An 18,767-nucleotide genomic window follows, 5' to 3' on the forward strand; every position below is an offset into this window, starting at 1 on the left:
GCGCCCGGGAGGGAGGACCGAGGGTCCTCCCTCCCGGCGTCATCGCCGGGCCAGCGCCAGCACGCTCAGGCCGAACATCAGCACACCCAGGGGGAGATGGACCGACGGGACGTGCGCGATGCCGAGTACGACCTGGGCCGAGGCGAGCGCGAGGAAGCCCGACGCGTGCACGACGGGCCGGGGCGAGCCGCCGCCCGGCTTCCAGGCCAGGACCGCCGCGAGCAGGTACAGCATCGACGCCCCGTACATCACGCGGGCTCCGGCACTGTGCAGGGTCTCTCCGTAGGACGAGGTCAGCAGCAGTCCGGCGGAGATCGCCTGAAGGAAGATGGTCAGGGTCTGCAGGGCGATCGCGATCCGCAGGAAGGTGGAGCCGCGCTGTTCGATCGCCGTCGCCGTCACGTCGGTTGCCATGTCACAGTCCCCTTTTCCGCCCTCGCGGCGGTAGATCGATAAGGTCTCACCGGTCCGACGAGGCGGGCCCGGGAAAGGTAAGGCGAGGGGGCCGCGGAAGCATGGGGACCGACGGGACCGGGGCGGATGAGACAGCCGGCGAGCGACGGCAACTGATCAATGTGGCTTACCGGTTGCTCGGTTCGGTGAGTGAGGCCGAGGACGCCGTTCAGGAGGCCTACGCACGCTGGTTCGCGCTTCCCCCAGCTCGGCAGGAAGAAGTCCTTTCCCCCGGCGCCTGGCTGTCGACGGTGACCAGCCGCATCTGCCTGGACCTGCTCGGCTCGGCCCGGGCCCGCCGCGAACGGTATGTCGGCGCGTGGCTGCCCGAGCCGCTGCCCGACCGCACCGAGTGGGGGCACGCGGGCGGTGCCGATCCCGCCGACCAGATCGTCCAGGACGAGTCGGTGACCGTGGCCTTCCTCGTCGTCCTGGAGTCGATGACCCCCGCCGAGCGGGTGGCGTTCGTCCTGCACGACGTCTTCCGGTACCCGTTCGCCGAGATCGCCGACGTCCTCGGCCGAACCCCCGCCGCCTGCAAGCAACTTGCCGCCTCGGCCCGGCGCCGGGTGAGCGTCGCGCGCTCCCGGGCGACGACGACCGGCCAGGCCGATGTGGTGCGGCACGTCAAGGAGGCGTGGGAGAGCAAGGACATCGCAGCCCTCGTCGCTCTCCTCGACCCGGCCGCCGTGATGACCGCCGACGGCGGCGGCATGGTCGGAACCGTCCTGCGCCCGGTCGAGGGCGGGACGCGCATCGCCCAGTACATGGTCGCCATCGCCGACAAGGCTCCGGGGCTCGAACTCGTGGAGCGATCGGTCAACGGTGTGCCGGGCCTGGTGGCCCGGCGCGCCGGTGTCGTCATGACCGTGGCCTCGTTCGACGTGTCCGACGGGCGCGTCACCCGGATCTGGGCCGTCCGCAACCCCGAGAAGCTACGGCCGTGGACGCGGGAGAGCTAGCTGCCTCTCGCCTGTGGGGCCTGTGAACGGAACAGCGAGCTGTGGCGCGTGGGGTGTTTGCGACACATCCTGCCCGCCTTGCGTCCGTCCTCGCTCACCTCCGTCCGCTTCCCTGCACATTCATTTGGAAAATGCCAAAGCGTTCACCTGCGCCGAGCACATTCCGTAGTGTCGTGCTCACGTTCGCGGGAACGGCCGTGCAGGGGGAGGGGGTTCGGCGTGCCCGGAATCGACGAGAGTCTGCTGGAGGCCATGCGGCTGCCAGGTGCTCGAGGGGCGTCGGTGGTCGACTGGATCAGTGGTCTCGCACTGGGTGCGGTGGGTGACGCACCCGGTGGCGACGTGGAGGCGACGGCTGCGGAGACCGCGGAACTCGCCCGCCTCGCCACCGAGAGCGGCGCCCTCGCCCTGACCGGTGGGGAGCCGGGTGGACCGCCGGATGACGACCCGGGCGGGCCGTCCGGCAAGGAACCCCCCGTACAGGACCTGATCATCACCAACGCCGACTCGTACCACCTGCTCAGGTTCGTCACCACGACCTTCGACAGCACCGTGTTCGTGCACTTATGGCTCGACCGCCGCGAAGGGAACCTGGCCCTGGCCCGCATCCGGCTGGCCGAGATGACGGACCGGCTGGTGCTCGGATGACCACGTCGACCCTGACGGCGCGCTCGGGCGAACCGGCCTCGGCCACGCTCGGCACCCTCGCCGCGCAGGGCGCCACCGGCGCCCTGTCCACCGAGTCGGGGATCGTCTACCTCGCGGCGGGACACGTCGTCCACGTCGAATCCGCTGTCACACCCGACCTCGGCGACCTGCTCACCCACAGCGGTGCGCTCGCCCCGGACGGCTGGTGGGAGGCGATCGACCGGGCCGGCCGCCGCTGCCGCGTCGGACGGCAGCTGGTGGACAGCGGCCACCTCGCCGCCGGCGCGCTGGAACTGTGCCACCTGGGCGCCCTGTTCGACGCGGCGTACTTCGTCCTCGCCCATGACGGACCCGCGCTGCGGTTCCGCCCCGGAGCCGCGCACTGGCTCGGAGCGGTCCGTTCGGTACCGGTGGACACCGTCCTGCGCGAGTCCAGACGCCGTCGCGAACTGCTGCACCGCATATGGCCCGAGCCCGCCGTCGACCGAGCGCCTCTCGCCCGGGTGCCCGGGCCGGACACCGCCGACCTGCCGGCCCGCCGCGGCCGGACGCTCGCCCAGGTCGACGGTGTCCGCACCGCCGCCCAGATCGCCACGGCACTCGCCTGCCGCACGTTCCACACCCTCGTGGAACTCCGTCGCCTCGCCGCGGCCGGGCTGGTGGCCCCCGTTGCCCCCCTGGCCCCCGCCTCTTCCCCAGCCCCAGCCCCAGCGTCCGCCCCCGCCACCGCGTCCGCCGAGCCGGGCCCCACCCCTCGTCCCGCGGCACCGGACGAGCCCGACACCGCACTGCTGCGACGGCTCCTGCACGCCTTGGAGGCACTGTGATCCGCGCGCGAAGACAGCGTGCCGAAAGGAGACTGCTCATGGCCGTCGAGACCGACGTCCTGAACGAACTGCGTCGGCTCCGCACCCGTATACCCCGGCTGACGGGCTCGCTCGCGGCCACCGTCGACGGACTCGTCCTCGCCCACGACGTGCCGGACACCGAACCGGAGGGACTCGCGGCGCTCACCGCCGCCGCCCTGGGCGTCGCCTACCGCATGACCGACGCCGCCGCCCGCGGGGACTTCCGTGAACTGCTGGTGCGGGGCTCCGGAGGCTACGTGGCGACCTACGCCGCCGGAACGACCGCCGTCCTCACCCTCCTCGCCGAGGACCGCGTCAACGTCGGCCGCCTCCACCTCGAAGGCCGGCGCAGCGGCGCCCGGATCGCCGACCTCGTGGCCACGCGCGTGGTGCCCGGCACCGGCCGCCACGCCGACCGGCCCGCGCCCGAAGAACACCTCGCCACGGTGGCCCCGGCCACGGACCGCCCCATCGGCACCCTCCCGGTACGCACCCCGCAGCGGCCCCCGACCCAGCCGCGCCCGCAGACCGGCATCTGAGCCATCCGAACCGCCTGACCCACCGAAGTGCAAGACCGAAGGAAAGGAACCGAGCGCATGGCCAACACGGAGACCGCGCTGAAGGAATGCCTGAGCTCCATCGACGGAGCGACTGCCGTCGCACTCGTCGACTACACCAGCGGCATGGCCCTCGGCACCCTCGGCGGCAGCAAGGACTTCAACCTGGAAGTCGCCGCCGCAGGCAACACCGACGTCGTGCGCTCCAAGCTGCGCACGATGGAGCACCTGGGGCTGAAGGAGGAGATCGAGGACATCCTGATCACCCTGAACACCCAGTACCACCTCATCCGCCTCCTGAAGGGACGCGGAGGCAGCGGACTCTTCCTCTACCTCGTGCTCGACGGGAGCCGGGCCAATCTCGCGATGGCCCGCCACCAGCTGCGCCGCATCGAAGCCGACCTGGAGGTCTGAACCGGCACCACCGGACGGGAGCCCTCCGCCACGGACCCGTAGCGGAGGGCCCCTCCATGTCGCGCGGCGACGACCAACGCGCGGCCGGCCGCGTCTACGGTGGGTGCCATGACGGCATCCCTGGACGTGCTCGTGGTGGGCGCGGGCCCGACCGGACTGGCCCTCGCGACCCAACTGCGCGCCTGCGGCACCCCGTCCCGGATCGTGGACCGCTCGCTTGACCGCGCCCGGGAGTCACGCGCCCCGGCGATCCAGCCCCGGACCCTGGAGATGCTGTCGGCGTTCGGCGCGGCGGACGACCTCGTCGACCGGGGCAGTACGGCGGTCCGGCTGCACCTGCATCTGCCCCGACGGGTGCTGCGGGTGCCGGTGTTCGACGTCGGCTGCGACGACTCGCCGTACCCCTTCCTGCTCTTCCTCCCGCAGTCGGAGACGGAGGCCGTCCTGACGGATCGTCTGGCCGCGCGGGACGTGCCGGTGGAGCGGGGCACCGAGCTGCTGAGCGCCGAACCGGAGAGCGACCACGTCATCTGCCGCCTGCGCGACCGGGACGGGACCGAGGAGACCGTACGGGCCCGCTACGTCGTCGGCTGTGACGGGGCGCACAGCACCGTGCGTGCCCAGGCGGGCATCGGCTTCGAGGGGTACGCCTACCCGCAGACGTTCCTGCTGGCGGATCTCGAGGCCGACGGGCTGGAGCCGGGAGTCGCGCACACGTACATGACCGCGGCCGGGCTGCTGTTCTTCTTCCCTCTCGGCACTCCGGCCACCTGGCGGATGATCGCGATGCACCCGCCGGGCGCCCCTGGTGGCGAGGTGACCCTTGGCCTCCTCCAGCGGATCGCCGACGACTGGACACCCGACCGACCGTCCCTGCGCGACCCGGTCTGGATGACGAGCTTCCGCATCCACAACCGCGGCGCCACCCACTACCGCAGGGGCCCGTTCTTCCTCGCCGGCGACGCGGCGCACATCCACAGCCCGGCCGGGGGGCAGGGCATGAACACCGGCATCCAGGACGCGCTCAACCTGGGCTGGAAACTCGCCCACGTCTGCCGCGGCGCCGCACCGGAGGCGCTGCTGGACACGTACGAGGCGGAGCGCGCCCCGGTCGGCCACGGCGTACGCCGCCTCACCGACCGGGCGTTCACCGTCGGTACGAGCAGTCACCCGGCCCTGCGGCTGGCACGGACGCGGCTCGCCCCCCTCCTGGCCCCTCTGCTGCTGCGCGCGACCGGTGCCCGGGCACGTCTCTTCCGTACGGTCTCCGAACTCGGCATCCACTACCGCCGCGGCCCCGCCTCCGGCACCGGACCGCTCCGGCCGCGCCGGGGTCCGCGCGCGGGAGACCGCCTGCCCGACACCCCCGCCGGACTCCAACGGCGCATCGCCGGGCCGGGCTACCACCTGCTGCTCACCGGCCCCGCCGGCCTCTGGCTCCAGGACCCGCCGCTTGGCGGACGGCACGGCCTGGTGAGCGTGCACCACCTGGACACGCGAAGCCCGTGGCCCGGCGTCACCCACGCCCTCGTACGGCCCGACGGATACGTGGGTTACGTGGCCCGCGGCACCGACCTCACGGGCCTGCGCGCCCACCTCGACCGCTGGCTGCCGGCTCCCTAGGCCCCAAGGCCCGCGAGCCACTCGATCAGGAGCCGGTTGGTGTCGGCCGGGCGCTCCTGCTGGACGAAGTGACCGCAGCCGTCCAGCAGGTGCGAGGCCCTCAGGCCGGGCAGCGTGGTCGGGTACGCCTCGATCGCGTCGGCCAGCCAGGTCGTGGACGCGTCCAGGCGGCCCCCGATGAACAGCGACGGCTGGGTGACGGGGGCGCCGGCGAAGTCCGCCAGGTCCTCCCAGTCGCGGTCCATGTTCCGGTAGCGGTTCAGGGCGCCGGTCAATCCCGTGCGTTCGAACTCCGCGGCGTAGACGTCGAGCTCGGCCTCGCTCAGCCAGTCCGGCAGCCGGCCGACGGGAAACCGGTCGCGCAGCCGGCCGCCGCGGGCCACGAAATGGGGGTCGGCCCCGGGCCGCGTGTCCGCCGACAGGGCCGCGTAGAAACCGGCGAGCCAGCCGCGCACGTCGGGCTCGATCTCCGCCTCGGCCCGGCCGGGCTCCTGGAAGTAGGAGACGTAGAACTCCTCGTCGCCGCCCATTCGCGCGAAGACCTCGCTCGGCCGCGGCCCGCCGGGCGGGGTGTAGGGCACGCTCAGCAGCCCCACCGCGCGGAAGACGTCCGGCCGGACCAGCGCGGAGGTGGCCGCGATGGTCGCTCCCCAGTCGTGCCCGACGAGCACGGCGGACGGTTCGCCCAGGGCCTCCACCACGGCGACGTTGTCCGCCACCAGGTCGAGCATGCGGTACGCGTCCGTCCGCGAGGGCCGGGACGAGCGTCCGTAGCCGCGTACGTCCACGGCGGCCGCGCGGTGGCCGGCCGCGGCCAGAGCCGGGAGCTGGTGGCGCCAGGAGTACCAGGACTCGGGGAATCCGTGCAGCAGGAGCACGAGCGGGCCGGCTCCCTGCTCCACGAGGTGGGTACGGCCGGCGGGTGTGGGCACCAGGCGGTGAGTGCGGTCGGCGGCGGACGTCTGCGGCATGGATCCTCCCGCGATCCGGAGGGGCGCTCGGTCCACCGATCATCCAGCGCCCGCCGCGCCGCACGCGAAGCCTGTTGCCGGTCCGGCAAAAGGCTCAGCCGTGGTACGTGATGTACCCGTTGTGGTCCGGGTCGGAGCCGCTTCTGGTGTACGAGTGCACGTCGGCGCGGCTGCCGGACGGCTTGTACACGTAGATCGTGTCCTTGTCGTTGTTCCACATGAAGTTGCAGTTGTCGCGGTAGACGACGTTCCTGGTGTCGGAGTCGGACCCGTTGCCGCCGCGCAGCTTCACGTAGTCACCCGGCTGAAGGGTGTGGCTCGCGGTGAAGGTGAACGTGTTGCCCGCGGCGTCCTTCACGACGTACCCCTTGAGGTTCACCGTCGTGGAACGCGAGTAGTTCTTGATGGTCAGGTACTCCTCGGCGGTGTTCCCGCCCGAGCAGCGGTTGGAGTCGCTGCCGGGAGCGTCGTACTGGATGCCCCGGATCTTCAGCGCGGAGTCGTACTCGGCGGCCTGGGCCGGAACCGCCGAGAGGGCGGTGAGGGCCCCGGCAGCGACGGCCGTGGTGGCGACAAGGCGTATACGCATGGACGTTCGTCCCCCCTGCATGGCCTTCAGGTGAAGGCGATGTGATGGTTCGGTGAAGCATCCGGATCGTACACGCTTCAAGTACGCAGCAGGGCGGGTCCGGTGACATCGCCACCGGACCCGCCCCGCGGGGTGTATGACGTCAGGCGCCGCTGGCCCGCAGCATCTCCTCGCGCTCGACGATCTTCACGCGCTCGCGGCCCTCGGACTCGCCCAGAGCCTTCTCCGCGGCGTCCAGCTTGTACCAGCCGTCCCAGGTGGTGAAGCGGATGTCGCGCTCGGCGAGGAACGCGTCCACGGCCTCGGGGGCGGGGGCCGCGGGCGTGTGCAGTCTGCCGTCCGCGTAGTCGGCCAGCAGGTTCGCCACGGTCTCGTTGGCGTCGCCCTTGGTGTGCCCGATGAGGCCGATGGGGCCGCGCCGGATCCAGCCCGTGACGTACGTGGACTGCAGGTGCTCGCCGGACTCCTGCATGACCCGGCCGCCCTCGTCCGGGACGGTGCCGGAGTCGATGTCCCACGGGAGCTTGGGGAGCTTGTCGGACAGGTAGCCCACCGCGCGGTACACCGCGCCCACGTCCCAGGTGTGGAAGGTGCCGGTGCCCTTGACGTTGCCCGTGCCGTCCAGCTCCGTGCGCTCGGTGCGCAGGCCCACGACCTTGCCGTCCTCACCGAGGATCTCGACCGGCGACTCGAAGAAGTGCAGGAAGAGTTTGTGGGGCCGGTCGCCGGTGTCGCGGATCGCCCAGTTCTCCAGGGTCTTCGCCACCATGTCGGCCTGCTTGTTGCCGCGCCGCGTGGCGATCGAGCCCTCGTCGTAGTCGATGTCCTCGGGGTCGACGATGACCTCGATGTTGGGGGAGTGGTCGAGCTCCCGCAGCTCCATCGGGCTGAACTTCGCCTGCGCCGGGCCGCGGCGGCCGAACACGTGGATCTCCTTGGCCCGGTTGGCCTTCAGGCCCTCGTGGACGTTGGCCGGGATCTCGGTGGGCAGCAGCTCGTCCGCCGTCTTGGCCAGGACGCGCGCGACATCGAGCGCGACGTTGCCGACGCCGAGCACGGCGACCTTCTCCGCCTCCAGCGGCCAGGTGCGCGGCACGTCCGGGTGGCCGTCGTACCAGGACACGAAGTCCGCGGCGCCGTACGAACCGTCGAGATCGATGCCCGGCAGCGAGAGCGCCCGGTCGGCCATCGCGCCGGTGGCGAAGATCACGCCGTCGTAGAACGCCCGCAGGTCGTCCAGGCCGATGTCGGTGCCGTAGTCGACGTTGCCGAAGAGCCGGATCTGCGGTTTGTCGAGCACCTGGTGCAGCGCGGTGATGATGCCCTTGATCCGCGGGTGGTCGGGGGCGACGCCGTAACGGATCAGTCCGAACGGAGCCGGCATGCGCTCGAAGATGTCGATGGACACGCCGGGTTCGGCGGCCACCTCGGACTTGAGCAGGGCGTCGGCGGCGTAGATCCCGGCGGGGCCGGATCCGACGATGGCTACCCGCAGGGGGCGGGGCATGGTCAGGTTCCCTTCGAGCGGCGACAAGCGATCTCGACGGGAAGCCTAAACTAAGGCAAGCCTAAGTCGGTACGGGGGTCCGGCCTATGAGCTCATAAGGCTACTTTATGGGTGGTCCTGGTGGTGCTTATGGCAGGGGCTGCTCAGCCCAGATCACCTTGCCCGCGGGCAGATAACGCGTCCCCCAGCGCTCCGAGAGCTGCGCCACGAGGAACAGACCGCGTCCGCCCTCGTCCGTCATGGTGGCGTACCGCAGGTGCGGCGAGGTGCTGCTGCTGTCGAACACCTCGCAGATCAGGTTGCGGTCGCGCAGCACCCGGACGCGCATGGGGCCGCCGCCGTACCGGAGCGCGTTGGTGACCAGCTCGCTCAGGATCAGTTCCGTGCTGAACGTCAGCTCGTCCAGGCCCCACTCGGCCAGCTGCCTGCTGACCGCCGCCCGCACCTCGCCCACGGCCGCCGGATCGGCCGGCACCGGCCACTCGGCGACCCGGTCGGAGGCGAGCGCCCGGGTGCGCGCGACGAGCAGCGCGATGTCGTCGCTGGAGCGGGCGGTGAGCTGCGAGTCGAGCACGACCCGGCAGGTGTCCTCCGGGGACTGCCCGGCCCGGCTCAGCGCCTCGCGCAGCATGTCCAGACCGACGTCGATGTCCCGCTCCCGGTCCTCGACCAGCCCGTCGGTGTAGAGGACGAGCCGGCTGCCCTCCGCCAGCTCCAGCTCCGCCGTCTCGAACGGAAGACCGCCGAGCCCGAGCGGGGGACCGGCGGGCACGTCGGGGAACTCCACACTGCCGTCCGGGTGGATCAGCGCCGGCGGGGGATGCCCGGCCCGCGCGACAGTGCAGCGCCGGGAGACCGGGTCGTAGACGGCGTACAGACAGGTCGCGCCGGTGACCGGGGCGCTGCCGTCCTCCTCCGTCTCGTCCTGGTCGATCCGGCCGACCAACTCGTCCAGCAGGGCGATGAGTTCCTCGGGCGGCAGATCGAGGGCGGAGAAGTTGTGCACCGCGGTGCGCAGGCGGCCCATCGTCGCCGCGGCGTGCAGCCCGTGGCCGACCACGTCCCCCACCACGAGCGCGACCCTGGCCCCCGACAGCGGCAGCACGTCGAACCAGTCACCGCCCACCCCGGCCTGCGCGGGCAGATAACGGTAGGCGATCTCCAGAGCGCCCTGCTCGGGCAGGTTGCGGGGGAGCAGGCTGCGCTGGAGCGTCACCGCCATGCTGTGCTCGCGTGTGTAGCGGCGCGCGTTGTCGATGGAGACGGCGGCCCGCGCCACCAGTTCCTCGGCCAGGGCCAGCTCGTCCGCGTCGAAGGGCTCCGGCTTCTCGCAGCGCCAGAAGCCGACCACGCCGAGCACCAGGGCGCCGGCCCGCAGGGGCACGGTGATCAGGGAGTGGATGCCGTACTCGACGATCTGCGCGGAGCGCTCCAGGTCCTGTGCCTGCCAGCCCGGGGCCTCGCTCAGCCGGGGCTCCAGGACGGGGCCGCCGGTGGCGAGGCTGCGTCCCTGCGGGGAGGACTCGACGAACCTGATCCGCTCGCCGACCGGGTAGAGCGGCGCGTCCTTGCGGATCCCGCTCACCGCCGTCCGGCTGAGCGCGCCCACCGCGTTCGGCTGCCCGCCGCCCAGCACCGCGTCGAACAGGTCGACGGTGACGAAGTCGGCGAACCGGGGTACGGCGAGCTCCGTGAGCTCCTCCGCCGTGCGGGTCACGTCCAGGCTGGTCCCGATGCCCACTCCGGCGTCGTACAGCATGTTGAGCCGTTCCCGCGCGGTCTCGGCTCGCCCGGACAGGGCCCTCAGCTCGGTCGAGTCGCGCAGGGTGGCGACGCTGCCGGGCGGGACGCCCGCCCGGTCCGTGGTCCGCTGGTTGACGGCGAGGAGCCGGTCGCCGACGCGGTGCACTTCGTCCGTGGCGACGCGACCGGAGGCCAGCAGGTCGGCGGTGCCCGGGTCGAGACCCAGACCGAGGACGTGCCGGCCCTCGGCGTCGGCGGGCAGCCCCAGCAGCCGGTGCGCCTCGTCGTTCGCCAGCAGCAGGGTGCCCCCGTCGTCGACGATGAGCACGCCCTCCCGTACGGCGTGCAGTACGGCGTCGTGATGTTCGTACATCCGGGTCATCTCGTGCGGTCCGAGCCCATGGGTCTGGCGCAGCAGCCGCCGGCTCACCAGCGCGGCACCCGCCGTCGCCAGGGCGAGCGCCACCGCGGCGGCGGCCAGCACGAGCGGCAGCTGGCGGTCCGCGGTGCCGCCGACGTTCTTCGTCGTGATCCCCGCCGAGACCAGGCCCACGACCCGGCCGTCCGGATCCTTCACCGGCACCACGGCCTGGACGAGCGGGCCGATGGTGCCCTCGATCTCCTCGGTGAACGACTGTCCGGCCAGGGCCGGCGCGATGGTCCCGACGAACTTCTTGCCGATCCGGTCCGTCTTGGGGTGGGTGTAGCGGATCCCGTCGGTGTTCATGACGACGATGAAGTCGACCTTCGACAGCTCACGGGCGGCCTCGGCACGCGGCTGGAGCACGGCGGTGGGATCAGGGCTCTGCAGCGCCTCGGCCGTCCCCGGCGCGTTGGCGAAGGTCTCCGCCACGGCCAGCGAGCGGTTGCGGGCCTCCTGTGTCGTGTCGTGCCGCACTTGCAGCACCAGCGCCACCACGGCCGCCACGACCAGCAGCAGCACGATCACCACGACCAGCAGGAACACCTGCCCGGCGACACTGCGCCCGCCCAGCACCGACCGCAGCCCCGCCGCCGAATGCCACCGCGACGGGCCCGCCTCCCGCCGCTGCCGTGCGGACGGCGCAGCGCCGGGCCGCAGGGGCGATCGAGTCCCGGATCGACCCAAGAGTCGGACCATGTGCCATGTCTACACTGCCGGGCCCTGGGAGGCGAGGGGCATCACCCATGGTGACAGGGGGCCCTCACCGTTTCGTCACGTCTCCTGGCGTCCGCGGGCTCCCACCCACCGGAACCCGAGCGTACGACGGTCTCAGGCGCCCAGCGAGCGGGCCAGCTCCGTCGTGGCCCGGGCGATCTCGCCGTCCTCGTCCGCCATCAGCCCGCCGAGCTCGCCGCGCCGGGCCCGCACCGCCTGGCGCGCGGCGCGCTCCCACACCACCGGATTCTCCCGATGGTTCAGCAGCTTCGGGTAGACGGCGGCGGTGCTCTCCCACTGCCGGGCGTCGGCGATGCTCTTGAGCAGCCGGATGATCTGGGCCCGGCAGGTCACCTGTGGCAGCTTCGCCAGCTCCCACAGGAAGGGGACGGTGGCCGCGGTCGCCTGCTCCACGACGAAACCGAACTGGCAGATCCGTTTCCTCAGGTCGTCGAGGGCGGAGCGGGCGGTGTCGGCATCACCCCCCGCGATGCCGTTGAGCAGGAGGGGGATGGCCGCCGCCGAGCCGGTGGAGTCCTGGATCTCGCCCCACGGCACGCGGTCCAGTGCCGTGAGCGGCGTGTTCCGGGCCACCCCGGCCGGGGCGTCGGGGCGCTGTGGGCGCTCGCTGCTCGGGTGTTCCGTCGAAGCGCTGCGCATGGCGAGGGGCCTTTCCGCGGCAGTCGTGTCAGATGGGTGGACAGGGCGTGCACGGCCGGGTCGACAACCGGGCCCAGACCGTCTTGCCCGCCGGAGGGCTGGGGCTCCAGCCCCACTCCTCGGACAGGGCGTCGACGATGCACAGGCCCCGGCCGTGCTCCTCCAGGGACGAGCCGGTCGGCGCGTACACGGGCGGGGTGTCGTCGGGGTCGGAGACCGTGACGAGCAGGTGCGCGGGGTCCAGAAGGAAACCGAGCCGGATCTCCGGCACACCCGGCGTCCCCGAGGCCACCGGCGCCGCGTGGGTCGCGGCGTTGGCGGCGAGCTCGGTGATGACAAGGGTCGTGTCGTCGCAGCGGTGGTCGAGCGACCAGCCGTGCAGGGTGTCCCGGGTGAAGGTCCTGGCTCGTGCGAACCCCTCCCGGCTGCACTCGACCCGCAGGGCGGCCGAGGCGGACAGGACACCCGAGAACTGCGGCAATGTCTCCGGCAGTGAGGGCGGGTTCCCGTACGGCGTGACCGAGGGCGGTCCGGCCGGGAAGGCGTGGGCCGTCCCGGGTGTGCCTGCGTGTGCCGCAGCCCCACTCGGTGGCCGGAGCACGTGCTGCGCAGGTGATGACACGGCATCTCCCCGATGCGACGTCAGGACGGGGCGCCAGCCCGGGGGTTGACGCCGCAGCTATTATCCACGCTGAAGGCGCTCGCGTGCAATTGCACGAGAAATTGCGTGAGAATCAAGCCGTTGTGGGTACGCAAGCCGGGACGAGTGCGGTCGAAGGGACGCGGCCGCGCTCGGCCGAAGGCCGGGCACACCGTGCGCGGCGGGGAACGAGAACAGCAAGGAGACTGCGGTGCCACCAGTGCAGAACGGAGTGCAGGCAAGCTCGTTGGAGGCCTGCTGGATCAAGAGCCGGCACAGCAACGCCGAGGGCAACTGCGTCGAAGTCGCCCCCCTCGTCGACGGCGGGATCGCCATGCGCAACTCCCGTGACCCCGACGGACCCGCCCTGGTCTACACCCCGGCGGAGGTGGCGGCCTTCCTGGCCGGCGCGAAGGACGGCGAGTTCGACCACCTGCTCTGAGGGGCGGTGTCGTCTCGTCTGTCGTGTGATGCTCCGGGGGAGAAGCGGAGCCCAACTCCCCACTTCTGCGGGGGTACTGCGGGCGGATGCGTGAAGGCCCGGTGAAGTGCGATAGTGTAAGTCGCCCTTGTGTCGGTCTGCTGGGAGTCAGGATGTCCGCCGCGTCGCATCGCATCTCCCGTCTGGAACCCTACCTGGACAGGCCCGAGCCGGCGCCGACTCTGTTGAAGATGCTGGTCGGTGTACAGCTCGCCGGTTTCCGTGAGGACGCCGGACTCGCCCAGGACCAGGCGGCACGCGCTGTGGGATTCAGTGCGGCGAAGTTGTCCCGCATCGAGTCGGGCAAGGGCCGCCGCCCGCCGACGGAGAACGACGTCCGCGCGCTGCTGGAGTTGTACGGCACCGACGCGTACGAAGCCTCGGTGCTGCTCAAGCTGTTGCAGCGTGCCGGAGAGCCGGGCTGGTGGCAGCGGTACGACAAGCGGCTGATGCCCGAGTGGTTCGACCGGCTCGTCGGGTTGCAGGAGGCCGCCGCCACGATCCGTACCTTCGAGATCCAGTACGTACCCGGCCTGTTGCAGACACCCGCCTACACCAGGGCCGTGGTGGAGCGTGGCCTGCCGAACGCGCCGGCGGGCGAGGTGGAGCGGCGCGTCGAACTGCGCAGGCACCGGGCCCGTCTGCTGTCGCGGGCCGACGCCCCACAGCTGTGGGCGATCATCGACGAGTCCGTGCTGCTGCGCGTCCTGGGCAGCACCGACGTGATGCGGGAACAGCTCACGCACCTCGTCGAGATGGCCGAACGGCCGCACGTGACCTTGCAGATCGTGCCGTTGAGCGTCACCAACGCCTCGGCGCCGGCCATCCCGATCACGTATCTGCGCTTCGGCGGCCTCGATCTGCCCGACGTGGTCTACCTGGAGCACATCAAGAGCGCGAACTTCCTCGAGGACAGGGACGAGACCGAGGAGTACCGGATCGCGCTGGACCGGCTCGCGGACGAGGCGCTCAAGCCCCGTGACTCGCTGGAGCTGCTGCGGCAGACGATGGAGCAGCGCTACCCCTGACGCACGGATGCCTCGTGAGGGACGACATTCGTCCCGCACGAGGCACCACTTCGGTCACTTCTCCAGGGGAATCCGCCCGACACCGCCGAACTCGATCCACTCGTGCGTGAGCTGACGAGGCGCCACCTCGGTGTCCGGACGCCAGGTCGACACCTCCACGAGCCCCGGCTCCAGGATCTCCAGGCCCTCGAAGTACGTCTCCACGTCCTTCGGTTCCCGCACGCGGCCCCATTTGCCCTGCGTCGCCTGGTCCATGAAGTTCGTGACGAACTCGCGGACCTCGGGATCCTCACTGACCAGCTGGCACATGACCATGAAGCTGCCGGGCGCGAGCCGTTCGCGCACACGGCGGGCCACCGCGAGCGGCCCGTCGGTGTCGCTGTCCGGGATGCAGTGGAACACCGAGTTGAAGAGCACACATACGGGCTCGGAGAAGTCGATCAGTCGCTTGGTGTCGGCATGGCCGAAGATCTGGTCGGTCTCGCGCATGTCCGCGTGGATGACGGTCGTCCGCTCGTCCTGCTCCAGCAGGGCACGGCCGTGGACCAGCACCATGGGGTCGTTGTCGACGTAGACCACGTGGGTCGTGGGGTCGATGCGCTGGGCGACCTGGTGCACGTTGTCCTGCGTCGGCAGACCGGACCCGTGGTCCAGGTACTGCCGGATGCCGTAGTCCTCGGAGAGGGTCTTCACGACCCGCTGGAGAAAACGCCGGTTGTTCAGGGCCAGGCGGCGTGTGCTGGGAACGACCTTGTCGAGCGCCTCGCACGCCGCGCGGTCGGCCGCGTAGTTGTCCTTGCCGCCCAGATAGTGGTCGTACATGCGCGCTGCCGTCGGCACGTTCGCGTCGATCTCGGTGGACAGTTGCTTCTCGGGCATCGTTCCCCCTGCAAGGTGCCGCGCCAACGACTGGCTGGACAGGAAGTACATCCTATGGAGCGGGAGTTGGACGGTGCCAGCCCACTGGCGAAGGTGCCACGATCGAACGACAAGATGATCGCCCTCCGCGCCACCCGATGCGCCTCTTGTGGCTATTCGCATACTTCGTGTCATGGGCGACCGGGCAGGGAGCACGCCGAGGAGATGTCGTCCTGCAGGGGAGGACGGCCCGCCGGGCGGGAGCCTCGGGAAGTCGGTCATGCCGGGCGTCATCGGGGGATGAATGGGCGGAAGGGGCACCCCGGAGCTGGTCGGCCCACCGGCCGGCGGATCACGACCGGGCGGTGCATTCGATGGCGCCGCCCGGGCCGTTGGTGCCGCAGGCTCGCATCACGAGGACCGCGTCGTTCCACGGGGCGGTGTACGCGTCGTTGCCCGAGGTGATGGTGGTGAAGCCGAGCATCGGGTCCCAGCTCCGGCCCCCGTCGGCGCTGCGGTGTCCCGGCCGCTCCCGCGGCCGCCGCCTCGGGGTGCGCGCCGCTCCGGAGCCGGCAGTCCGAGACTCGCCACCGTCACGAGCGCGGCCACGAGGAGCCGTACCCGGCGACCCCGCGACCGCGCTCCCCACCCCGTCCCGCCGTACGGTGCTGATCGTCTTTCCGGGGCGGGACGGCTGTGCCGGGACTCCGGTCCTGGAACCAGAGGAAAACGCCGGGGCCGGCGGACGCGCGTGCCGGTGCGCCACGGCTGTCGTGCGCTTCACCGCGAGCCGAACCGCTAATCTGGGAATACGAGAATTGACCGGAATTCGAGGACGTGTCCGCAACCGCTATTCTCACGGCCCCGGCCGCTTTCCCAGGAGAAACCCATGGGCGACTATTACGATCTCGGCACACACAGCCGTCCCGTCACCACCTCCTCCGTCGATGCTCAACTCTGGTTCGATCGCGGCCTGGTGTGGACGTACGCCTTCCACCACGAGGAAGCCGTCGCCTGCTTCGAAAAGGCGGCCGAGGCCGATCCGGAATGCGCCATGGCGTATTGGGGAATCGCCTACGCCCTCGGACCGAACTACAACAAGCCCTGGGAATTCTTCGAAGGCGAGGAACTGGCCCGGACCGTCGAACGCACCCACGGCGCCGTGGAACAGGCCCATGAGAAGGCCGCCCGCGCCACCCCGGTCGAACGAGCCCTCATCGGCGCACTGCGGGCCCGCTACCCGCAGTCGGAGGCCGTCGAGGACTGCTCGGTGTGGAACGAGCCCTACGCGGACGCGATGCGCGCGGTCTACGAGCTGGCCCCGGACGACCCGGACGTCGCCACCCTCCATGCCGACGCCGCGATGAACCTCACCCCGTGGCAGCTGTGGGATCTCAGGACCGGGCGGCCGGCCGAGGGCGCGCGGACCACCGAGGCCAGGGCCGTGCTGGAAGGCGCCCTCGCCACCGACGCCGGCGTACGGCATCCCGGGGTCCTGCACCTGTACATCCACCTGATGGAGATGTCCCCGACGCCGGAACAGGCCCTCACCGTCGCCGACCGTCTGCGCGGCCTCGTGCCCGACGCCGGGCACCTGCTCCACATGCCCTCACACCTGGACGTCCTGTGCGGCGACTACCGCCAGGTCGTCGCGGCCAACAGCGACGCCATCGCCGCCGACGAGAAGTACCACCGGCGGGCCGGCGCGATGAACTTCTACACCCTCTACCGGGCGCACAATCACCACTTCAAGATCTACGGCGCCATGTTCCTCGGTCAGGCGCAGGTCGCCCTCGACACCGCCGCCCGGCTGGAAGCCGCCATCCCGGAGGACCTGCTCCGTGTCCAGAGCCCCCCGATGGCCGACTGGCTCGAGGCCTTCCTGGCGATGCGCGTCCACGTCCTGATCCGCTTCGGCCGCTGGAGCGAGATCCTCGAACTGCCCGCCCCCGCCGACCCGGAGCTCTACGCGGCGACCGTCGCCATGCGGCACTACGCCCGGGGCGTCGCCCTCTCCGCCACCGGCGAGGTCGGCCGGGCGGAGGCCGAACGCGAGCTCTTCCGCGCGGCGGTGAGCCGCGTGCCCGAGACGCGCATGCTGTTCAACAACACGTGCCGGGACATCCTCGCCATCGCGTCCGCCATGCTGGACGGCGAGCTCGAGTACCGCAAGGGCAGGCACGACCTCGCCTTCGCCGCCTTGGAGCGCTCCATCGAGCTGGACGACAACCTCCCCTACGACGAGCCCTGGGGCTGGATGCAGCCCACCCGCCACGCCTACGGCGCGCTGCTGCTGGAGCAGGGCCGCGTGGCGGAGGCCGAGGCGGTCTACCGTGCCGACCTCGGCCTGGACGACACCCTGCCCCGCGCTCTGCAGCACCCCGGCAACGTCTGGGCCCTGCACGGATTCCACGAGTGCCTGCTGCGGACGGGCAAGACCGGCGAAGCGGCCCTCGTGGCCCACCAGCTCAAGCTCGCGACCGCGCTGGCCGACGTACCGATCGAGGCGTCCTGCTTCTGCCGTCTGGACACCACGCCCGGCCCCCGGGCGACCGACGCGTGGTGTCACTGACCCCGGATCACGGCCGGTTCAGGCCCGCGCGCTCCAGCGCCCTGGTCATGGCCGGCCGGTCCCGCTGCCGCCGGCCGGGGCCGGCGGTGAGGGACATCAGCAGCTCCGGCGTCAGCCGGTAGTTCTCGGCGTGGGCCAGGAGGTCGTCCGCGGCACGGGCCGACGTGGCGCCGTGGTCCTCGTCGGCGATCGTGCGCAGCACGTCGGTCCGGTCGGCGAAGCGGCTCATGCCGCAGTCGAGCCCGTCGTCGTTCAGGGTGCCGGGGTACGCGGCGCGGGCCCACGCTCCGTTCTCGTACCAGTAGACGCAGCCCAGTTCGTATCCGCTCAGCAGGTCCTGCAGCTGGCCGTGGGGGAGCCAGTCGGGGGCGCCGGCGAGCATGTCGACCGGCGGCTCGTGCCATGTGACGTCGCTCGACTCGTCCTCGCCGAAGAGCACGTACCGCCCTTCGCCGCACGGTGAGAAGCCCCACCACGTGCAACCGGAGTCGTCCAGATGGAGTCCCTCGCCGTCCACCCAGGTCCCCGTGCGGTGGCGAACCTCCCGCTCGCGCTGCGCGGTGGCCTCCAGTACGGCGATGAGCGCCCAGCGGGCCCACAGCACTTCGGCCGGCGGAAGGTCCCCGGGCAGCCCCGGCCGGTTGATGGTCATGCCCCGTCCTCCGGGCTCGTCACGCCGATCGTGATCTGGGCAAAGGCTCTCACGGGCCGAGCGACCGCGTGCCACGTTTGAGCTGCCGATTCACGGTCACTCGTGTCGTGACCCCGTAGTCGGACACGACTTGGATGTGAACGAACCGTGGCTGGAGAGCAGAAGGGCAAGGCCAAGGCCGAGCAGGCCAAGGGCAAGGCCAAGGAGACGATCGGCCGTGCGGTGGGAAACGAGCGCCTGACGGCCGAGGGCAAGGCGGAGCAGTCGAAGGGCGACGCCCGCCAGGCCAAGGAGAAGACGAAGGACGTCTTCAAGCACTGAAGACCGAGCACTGACGACACGTGGCGGGGGGGGGGGGCCCGCGGGGGGGGGGCCCCCCCCCCGTTTGTGGGGCGCGGGGCCGCGCCAGGGCCCCGGGCCCCC

General features: G+C 71.4%; 20 protein-coding genes. 10 read left to right on the top strand and 10 right to left on the bottom strand.

All coding sequences use genetic code 11. The features are described from left to right. Positions 1-39 precede the first annotated feature (39 nt). Positions 40-414, bottom strand: coding sequence for a hypothetical protein (locus ACFY9E_RS15965; RefSeq protein WP_390983777.1), 375 nt, complete (start codon positions 412-414; stop codon positions 40-42). A 101-nt stretch (positions 415-515) separates the two neighbouring features. Between ACFY9E_RS15965 and sigJ the strand changes: the two genes are divergently transcribed. From sigJ to ACFY9E_RS15995, 6 genes are all read left to right on the top strand, one after another. Then, complete coding sequence (gene sigJ, locus ACFY9E_RS15970; protein WP_390983779.1) at positions 516-1,415, top strand: RNA polymerase sigma factor SigJ; 900 nt, start codon at positions 516-518, stop codon at positions 1,413-1,415. A gap of 219 nt (positions 1,416-1,634) precedes the next feature. Continuing rightward, on the top strand, positions 1,635-2,063 hold the full coding sequence (locus ACFY9E_RS15975) for a hypothetical protein (RefSeq protein ID WP_390983781.1): 429 nt from the start codon (positions 1,635-1,637) through the stop codon (positions 2,061-2,063). Beyond that, a complete protein-coding gene (locus ACFY9E_RS15980) occupies positions 2,060-2,890 on the top strand; it encodes a hypothetical protein (protein ID WP_390983784.1) in 831 nt (276 codons plus the stop codon). Before ACFY9E_RS15975 ends, ACFY9E_RS15980 begins: the two co-directional genes overlap by 4 nt. Positions 2,891-2,928: 38 nt before the next feature. Further along, on the top strand, positions 2,929-3,450 hold the full coding sequence (locus ACFY9E_RS15985; protein ID WP_390983786.1) for a roadblock/LC7 domain-containing protein: 522 nt from the start codon (positions 2,929-2,931) through the stop codon (positions 3,448-3,450). Between the two features lie 57 nt (positions 3,451-3,507). Further along, the gene (locus ACFY9E_RS15990) at positions 3,508-3,882 is read left to right on the top strand and encodes a hypothetical protein (RefSeq protein ID WP_030847269.1); all 375 of its coding nucleotides are present in this window, start codon (positions 3,508-3,510) and stop codon (positions 3,880-3,882) included. A gap of 108 nt (positions 3,883-3,990) precedes the next feature. Further along, a complete protein-coding gene (locus tag ACFY9E_RS15995) occupies positions 3,991-5,505 on the top strand; it encodes an FAD-dependent monooxygenase (protein WP_390983789.1) in 1,515 nt (504 codons plus the stop codon). Here the strand turns inward: ACFY9E_RS15995 and ACFY9E_RS16000 are convergent. The 6 genes from ACFY9E_RS16000 to ACFY9E_RS16025 all read right to left on the bottom strand — a co-directional run bounded on the left by ACFY9E_RS16000 (position 5,502) and on the right by ACFY9E_RS16025 (position 12,735). Next, the gene (locus tag ACFY9E_RS16000) at positions 5,502-6,476 is read right to left on the bottom strand and encodes an alpha/beta fold hydrolase (protein WP_390983792.1); all 975 of its coding nucleotides are present in this window, start codon (positions 6,474-6,476) and stop codon (positions 5,502-5,504) included. The two genes, ACFY9E_RS15995 and ACFY9E_RS16000, sit on opposite strands and share 4 nt — an antisense overlap. 94 nt (positions 6,477-6,570) lie before the next feature. Continuing rightward, a complete protein-coding gene (locus ACFY9E_RS16005) occupies positions 6,571-7,065 on the bottom strand; it encodes a lamin tail domain-containing protein (RefSeq protein ID WP_390983795.1) in 495 nt (164 codons plus the stop codon). 142 nt (positions 7,066-7,207) lie between these two features. Further along, complete coding sequence (locus tag ACFY9E_RS16010; protein WP_390983797.1) at positions 7,208-8,572, bottom strand: FAD-dependent oxidoreductase; 1,365 nt, start codon at positions 8,570-8,572, stop codon at positions 7,208-7,210. Between the two features lie 127 nt (positions 8,573-8,699). After that, positions 8,700-11,435: a SpoIIE family protein phosphatase gene (locus ACFY9E_RS16015; RefSeq protein ID WP_390983799.1), complete on the bottom strand. Its 2,736-nt coding sequence runs from the start codon at positions 11,433-11,435 to the stop codon at positions 8,700-8,702. A gap of 132 nt (positions 11,436-11,567) precedes the next feature. Next, complete coding sequence (locus tag ACFY9E_RS16020; protein WP_390983801.1) at positions 11,568-12,113, bottom strand: hypothetical protein; 546 nt, start codon at positions 12,111-12,113, stop codon at positions 11,568-11,570. 28 nt (positions 12,114-12,141) lie between these two features. Beyond that, positions 12,142-12,735: an ATP-binding protein gene (locus ACFY9E_RS16025; protein WP_390983803.1), complete on the bottom strand. Its 594-nt coding sequence runs from the start codon at positions 12,733-12,735 to the stop codon at positions 12,142-12,144. A gap of 229 nt (positions 12,736-12,964) precedes the next feature. Here ACFY9E_RS16025 and ACFY9E_RS16030 point away from each other — a divergent pair, with 229 nt between their 5' ends. Together ACFY9E_RS16030 and ACFY9E_RS16035 are read left to right on the top strand one after the other, a co-directional pair. Further along, positions 12,965-13,195, top strand: a complete 231-nt coding sequence (locus ACFY9E_RS16030; protein ID WP_390983804.1) for a DUF397 domain-containing protein — start codon at positions 12,965-12,967, stop codon at positions 13,193-13,195. A gap of 152 nt (positions 13,196-13,347) precedes the next feature. Beyond that, positions 13,348-14,262: a Scr1 family TA system antitoxin-like transcriptional regulator gene (locus ACFY9E_RS16035; RefSeq protein WP_390983807.1), complete on the top strand. Its 915-nt coding sequence runs from the start codon at positions 13,348-13,350 to the stop codon at positions 14,260-14,262. Between the two features lie 54 nt (positions 14,263-14,316). Here ACFY9E_RS16035 and ACFY9E_RS16040 read toward each other — a convergent pair whose 3' ends face one another. Both ACFY9E_RS16040 and ACFY9E_RS16045 read right to left on the bottom strand, forming a co-directional pair. Further along, entirely contained in the window at positions 14,317-15,141 is an 825-nt protein-coding gene (locus tag ACFY9E_RS16040; RefSeq protein WP_390983809.1) for an SAM-dependent methyltransferase, read from the bottom strand. Positions 15,142-15,472: 331 nt separating this feature from the next. Beyond that, complete coding sequence (locus ACFY9E_RS16045) at positions 15,473-15,604, bottom strand: hypothetical protein (protein ID WP_390983811.1); 132 nt, start codon at positions 15,602-15,604, stop codon at positions 15,473-15,475. A 405-nt stretch (positions 15,605-16,009) separates the two neighbouring features. On the opposite strand from ACFY9E_RS16045, the gene ACFY9E_RS16050 reads away from it, so the two are divergent. After that, positions 16,010-17,692, top strand: a complete 1,683-nt coding sequence (locus ACFY9E_RS16050; RefSeq protein WP_390983813.1) for a hypothetical protein — start codon at positions 16,010-16,012, stop codon at positions 17,690-17,692. A gap of 7 nt (positions 17,693-17,699) precedes the next feature. Here the strand turns inward: ACFY9E_RS16050 and ACFY9E_RS16055 are convergent, their stop codons facing one another. Continuing rightward, on the bottom strand, positions 17,700-18,344 hold the full coding sequence (locus ACFY9E_RS16055) for a hypothetical protein (RefSeq protein ID WP_390983816.1): 645 nt from the start codon (positions 18,342-18,344) through the stop codon (positions 17,700-17,702). A gap of 147 nt (positions 18,345-18,491) precedes the next feature. Here ACFY9E_RS16055 and ACFY9E_RS16060 point away from each other — a divergent pair, with 147 nt between their 5' ends. After that, positions 18,492-18,665 carry a CsbD family protein gene (locus tag ACFY9E_RS16060; RefSeq protein WP_104782404.1) on the top strand — a complete coding sequence of 58 codons (174 nt, stop codon included), beginning with the start codon at positions 18,492-18,494 and terminating at the stop codon, positions 18,663-18,665. The last annotated feature ends 102 nt before the right edge of the window (positions 18,666-18,767 follow it).

Source organism: Streptomyces sp. NPDC012466, assembly GCF_042955215.1.
Lineage (GTDB): Bacteria > Actinomycetota > Actinomycetes > Streptomycetales > Streptomycetaceae > Streptomyces.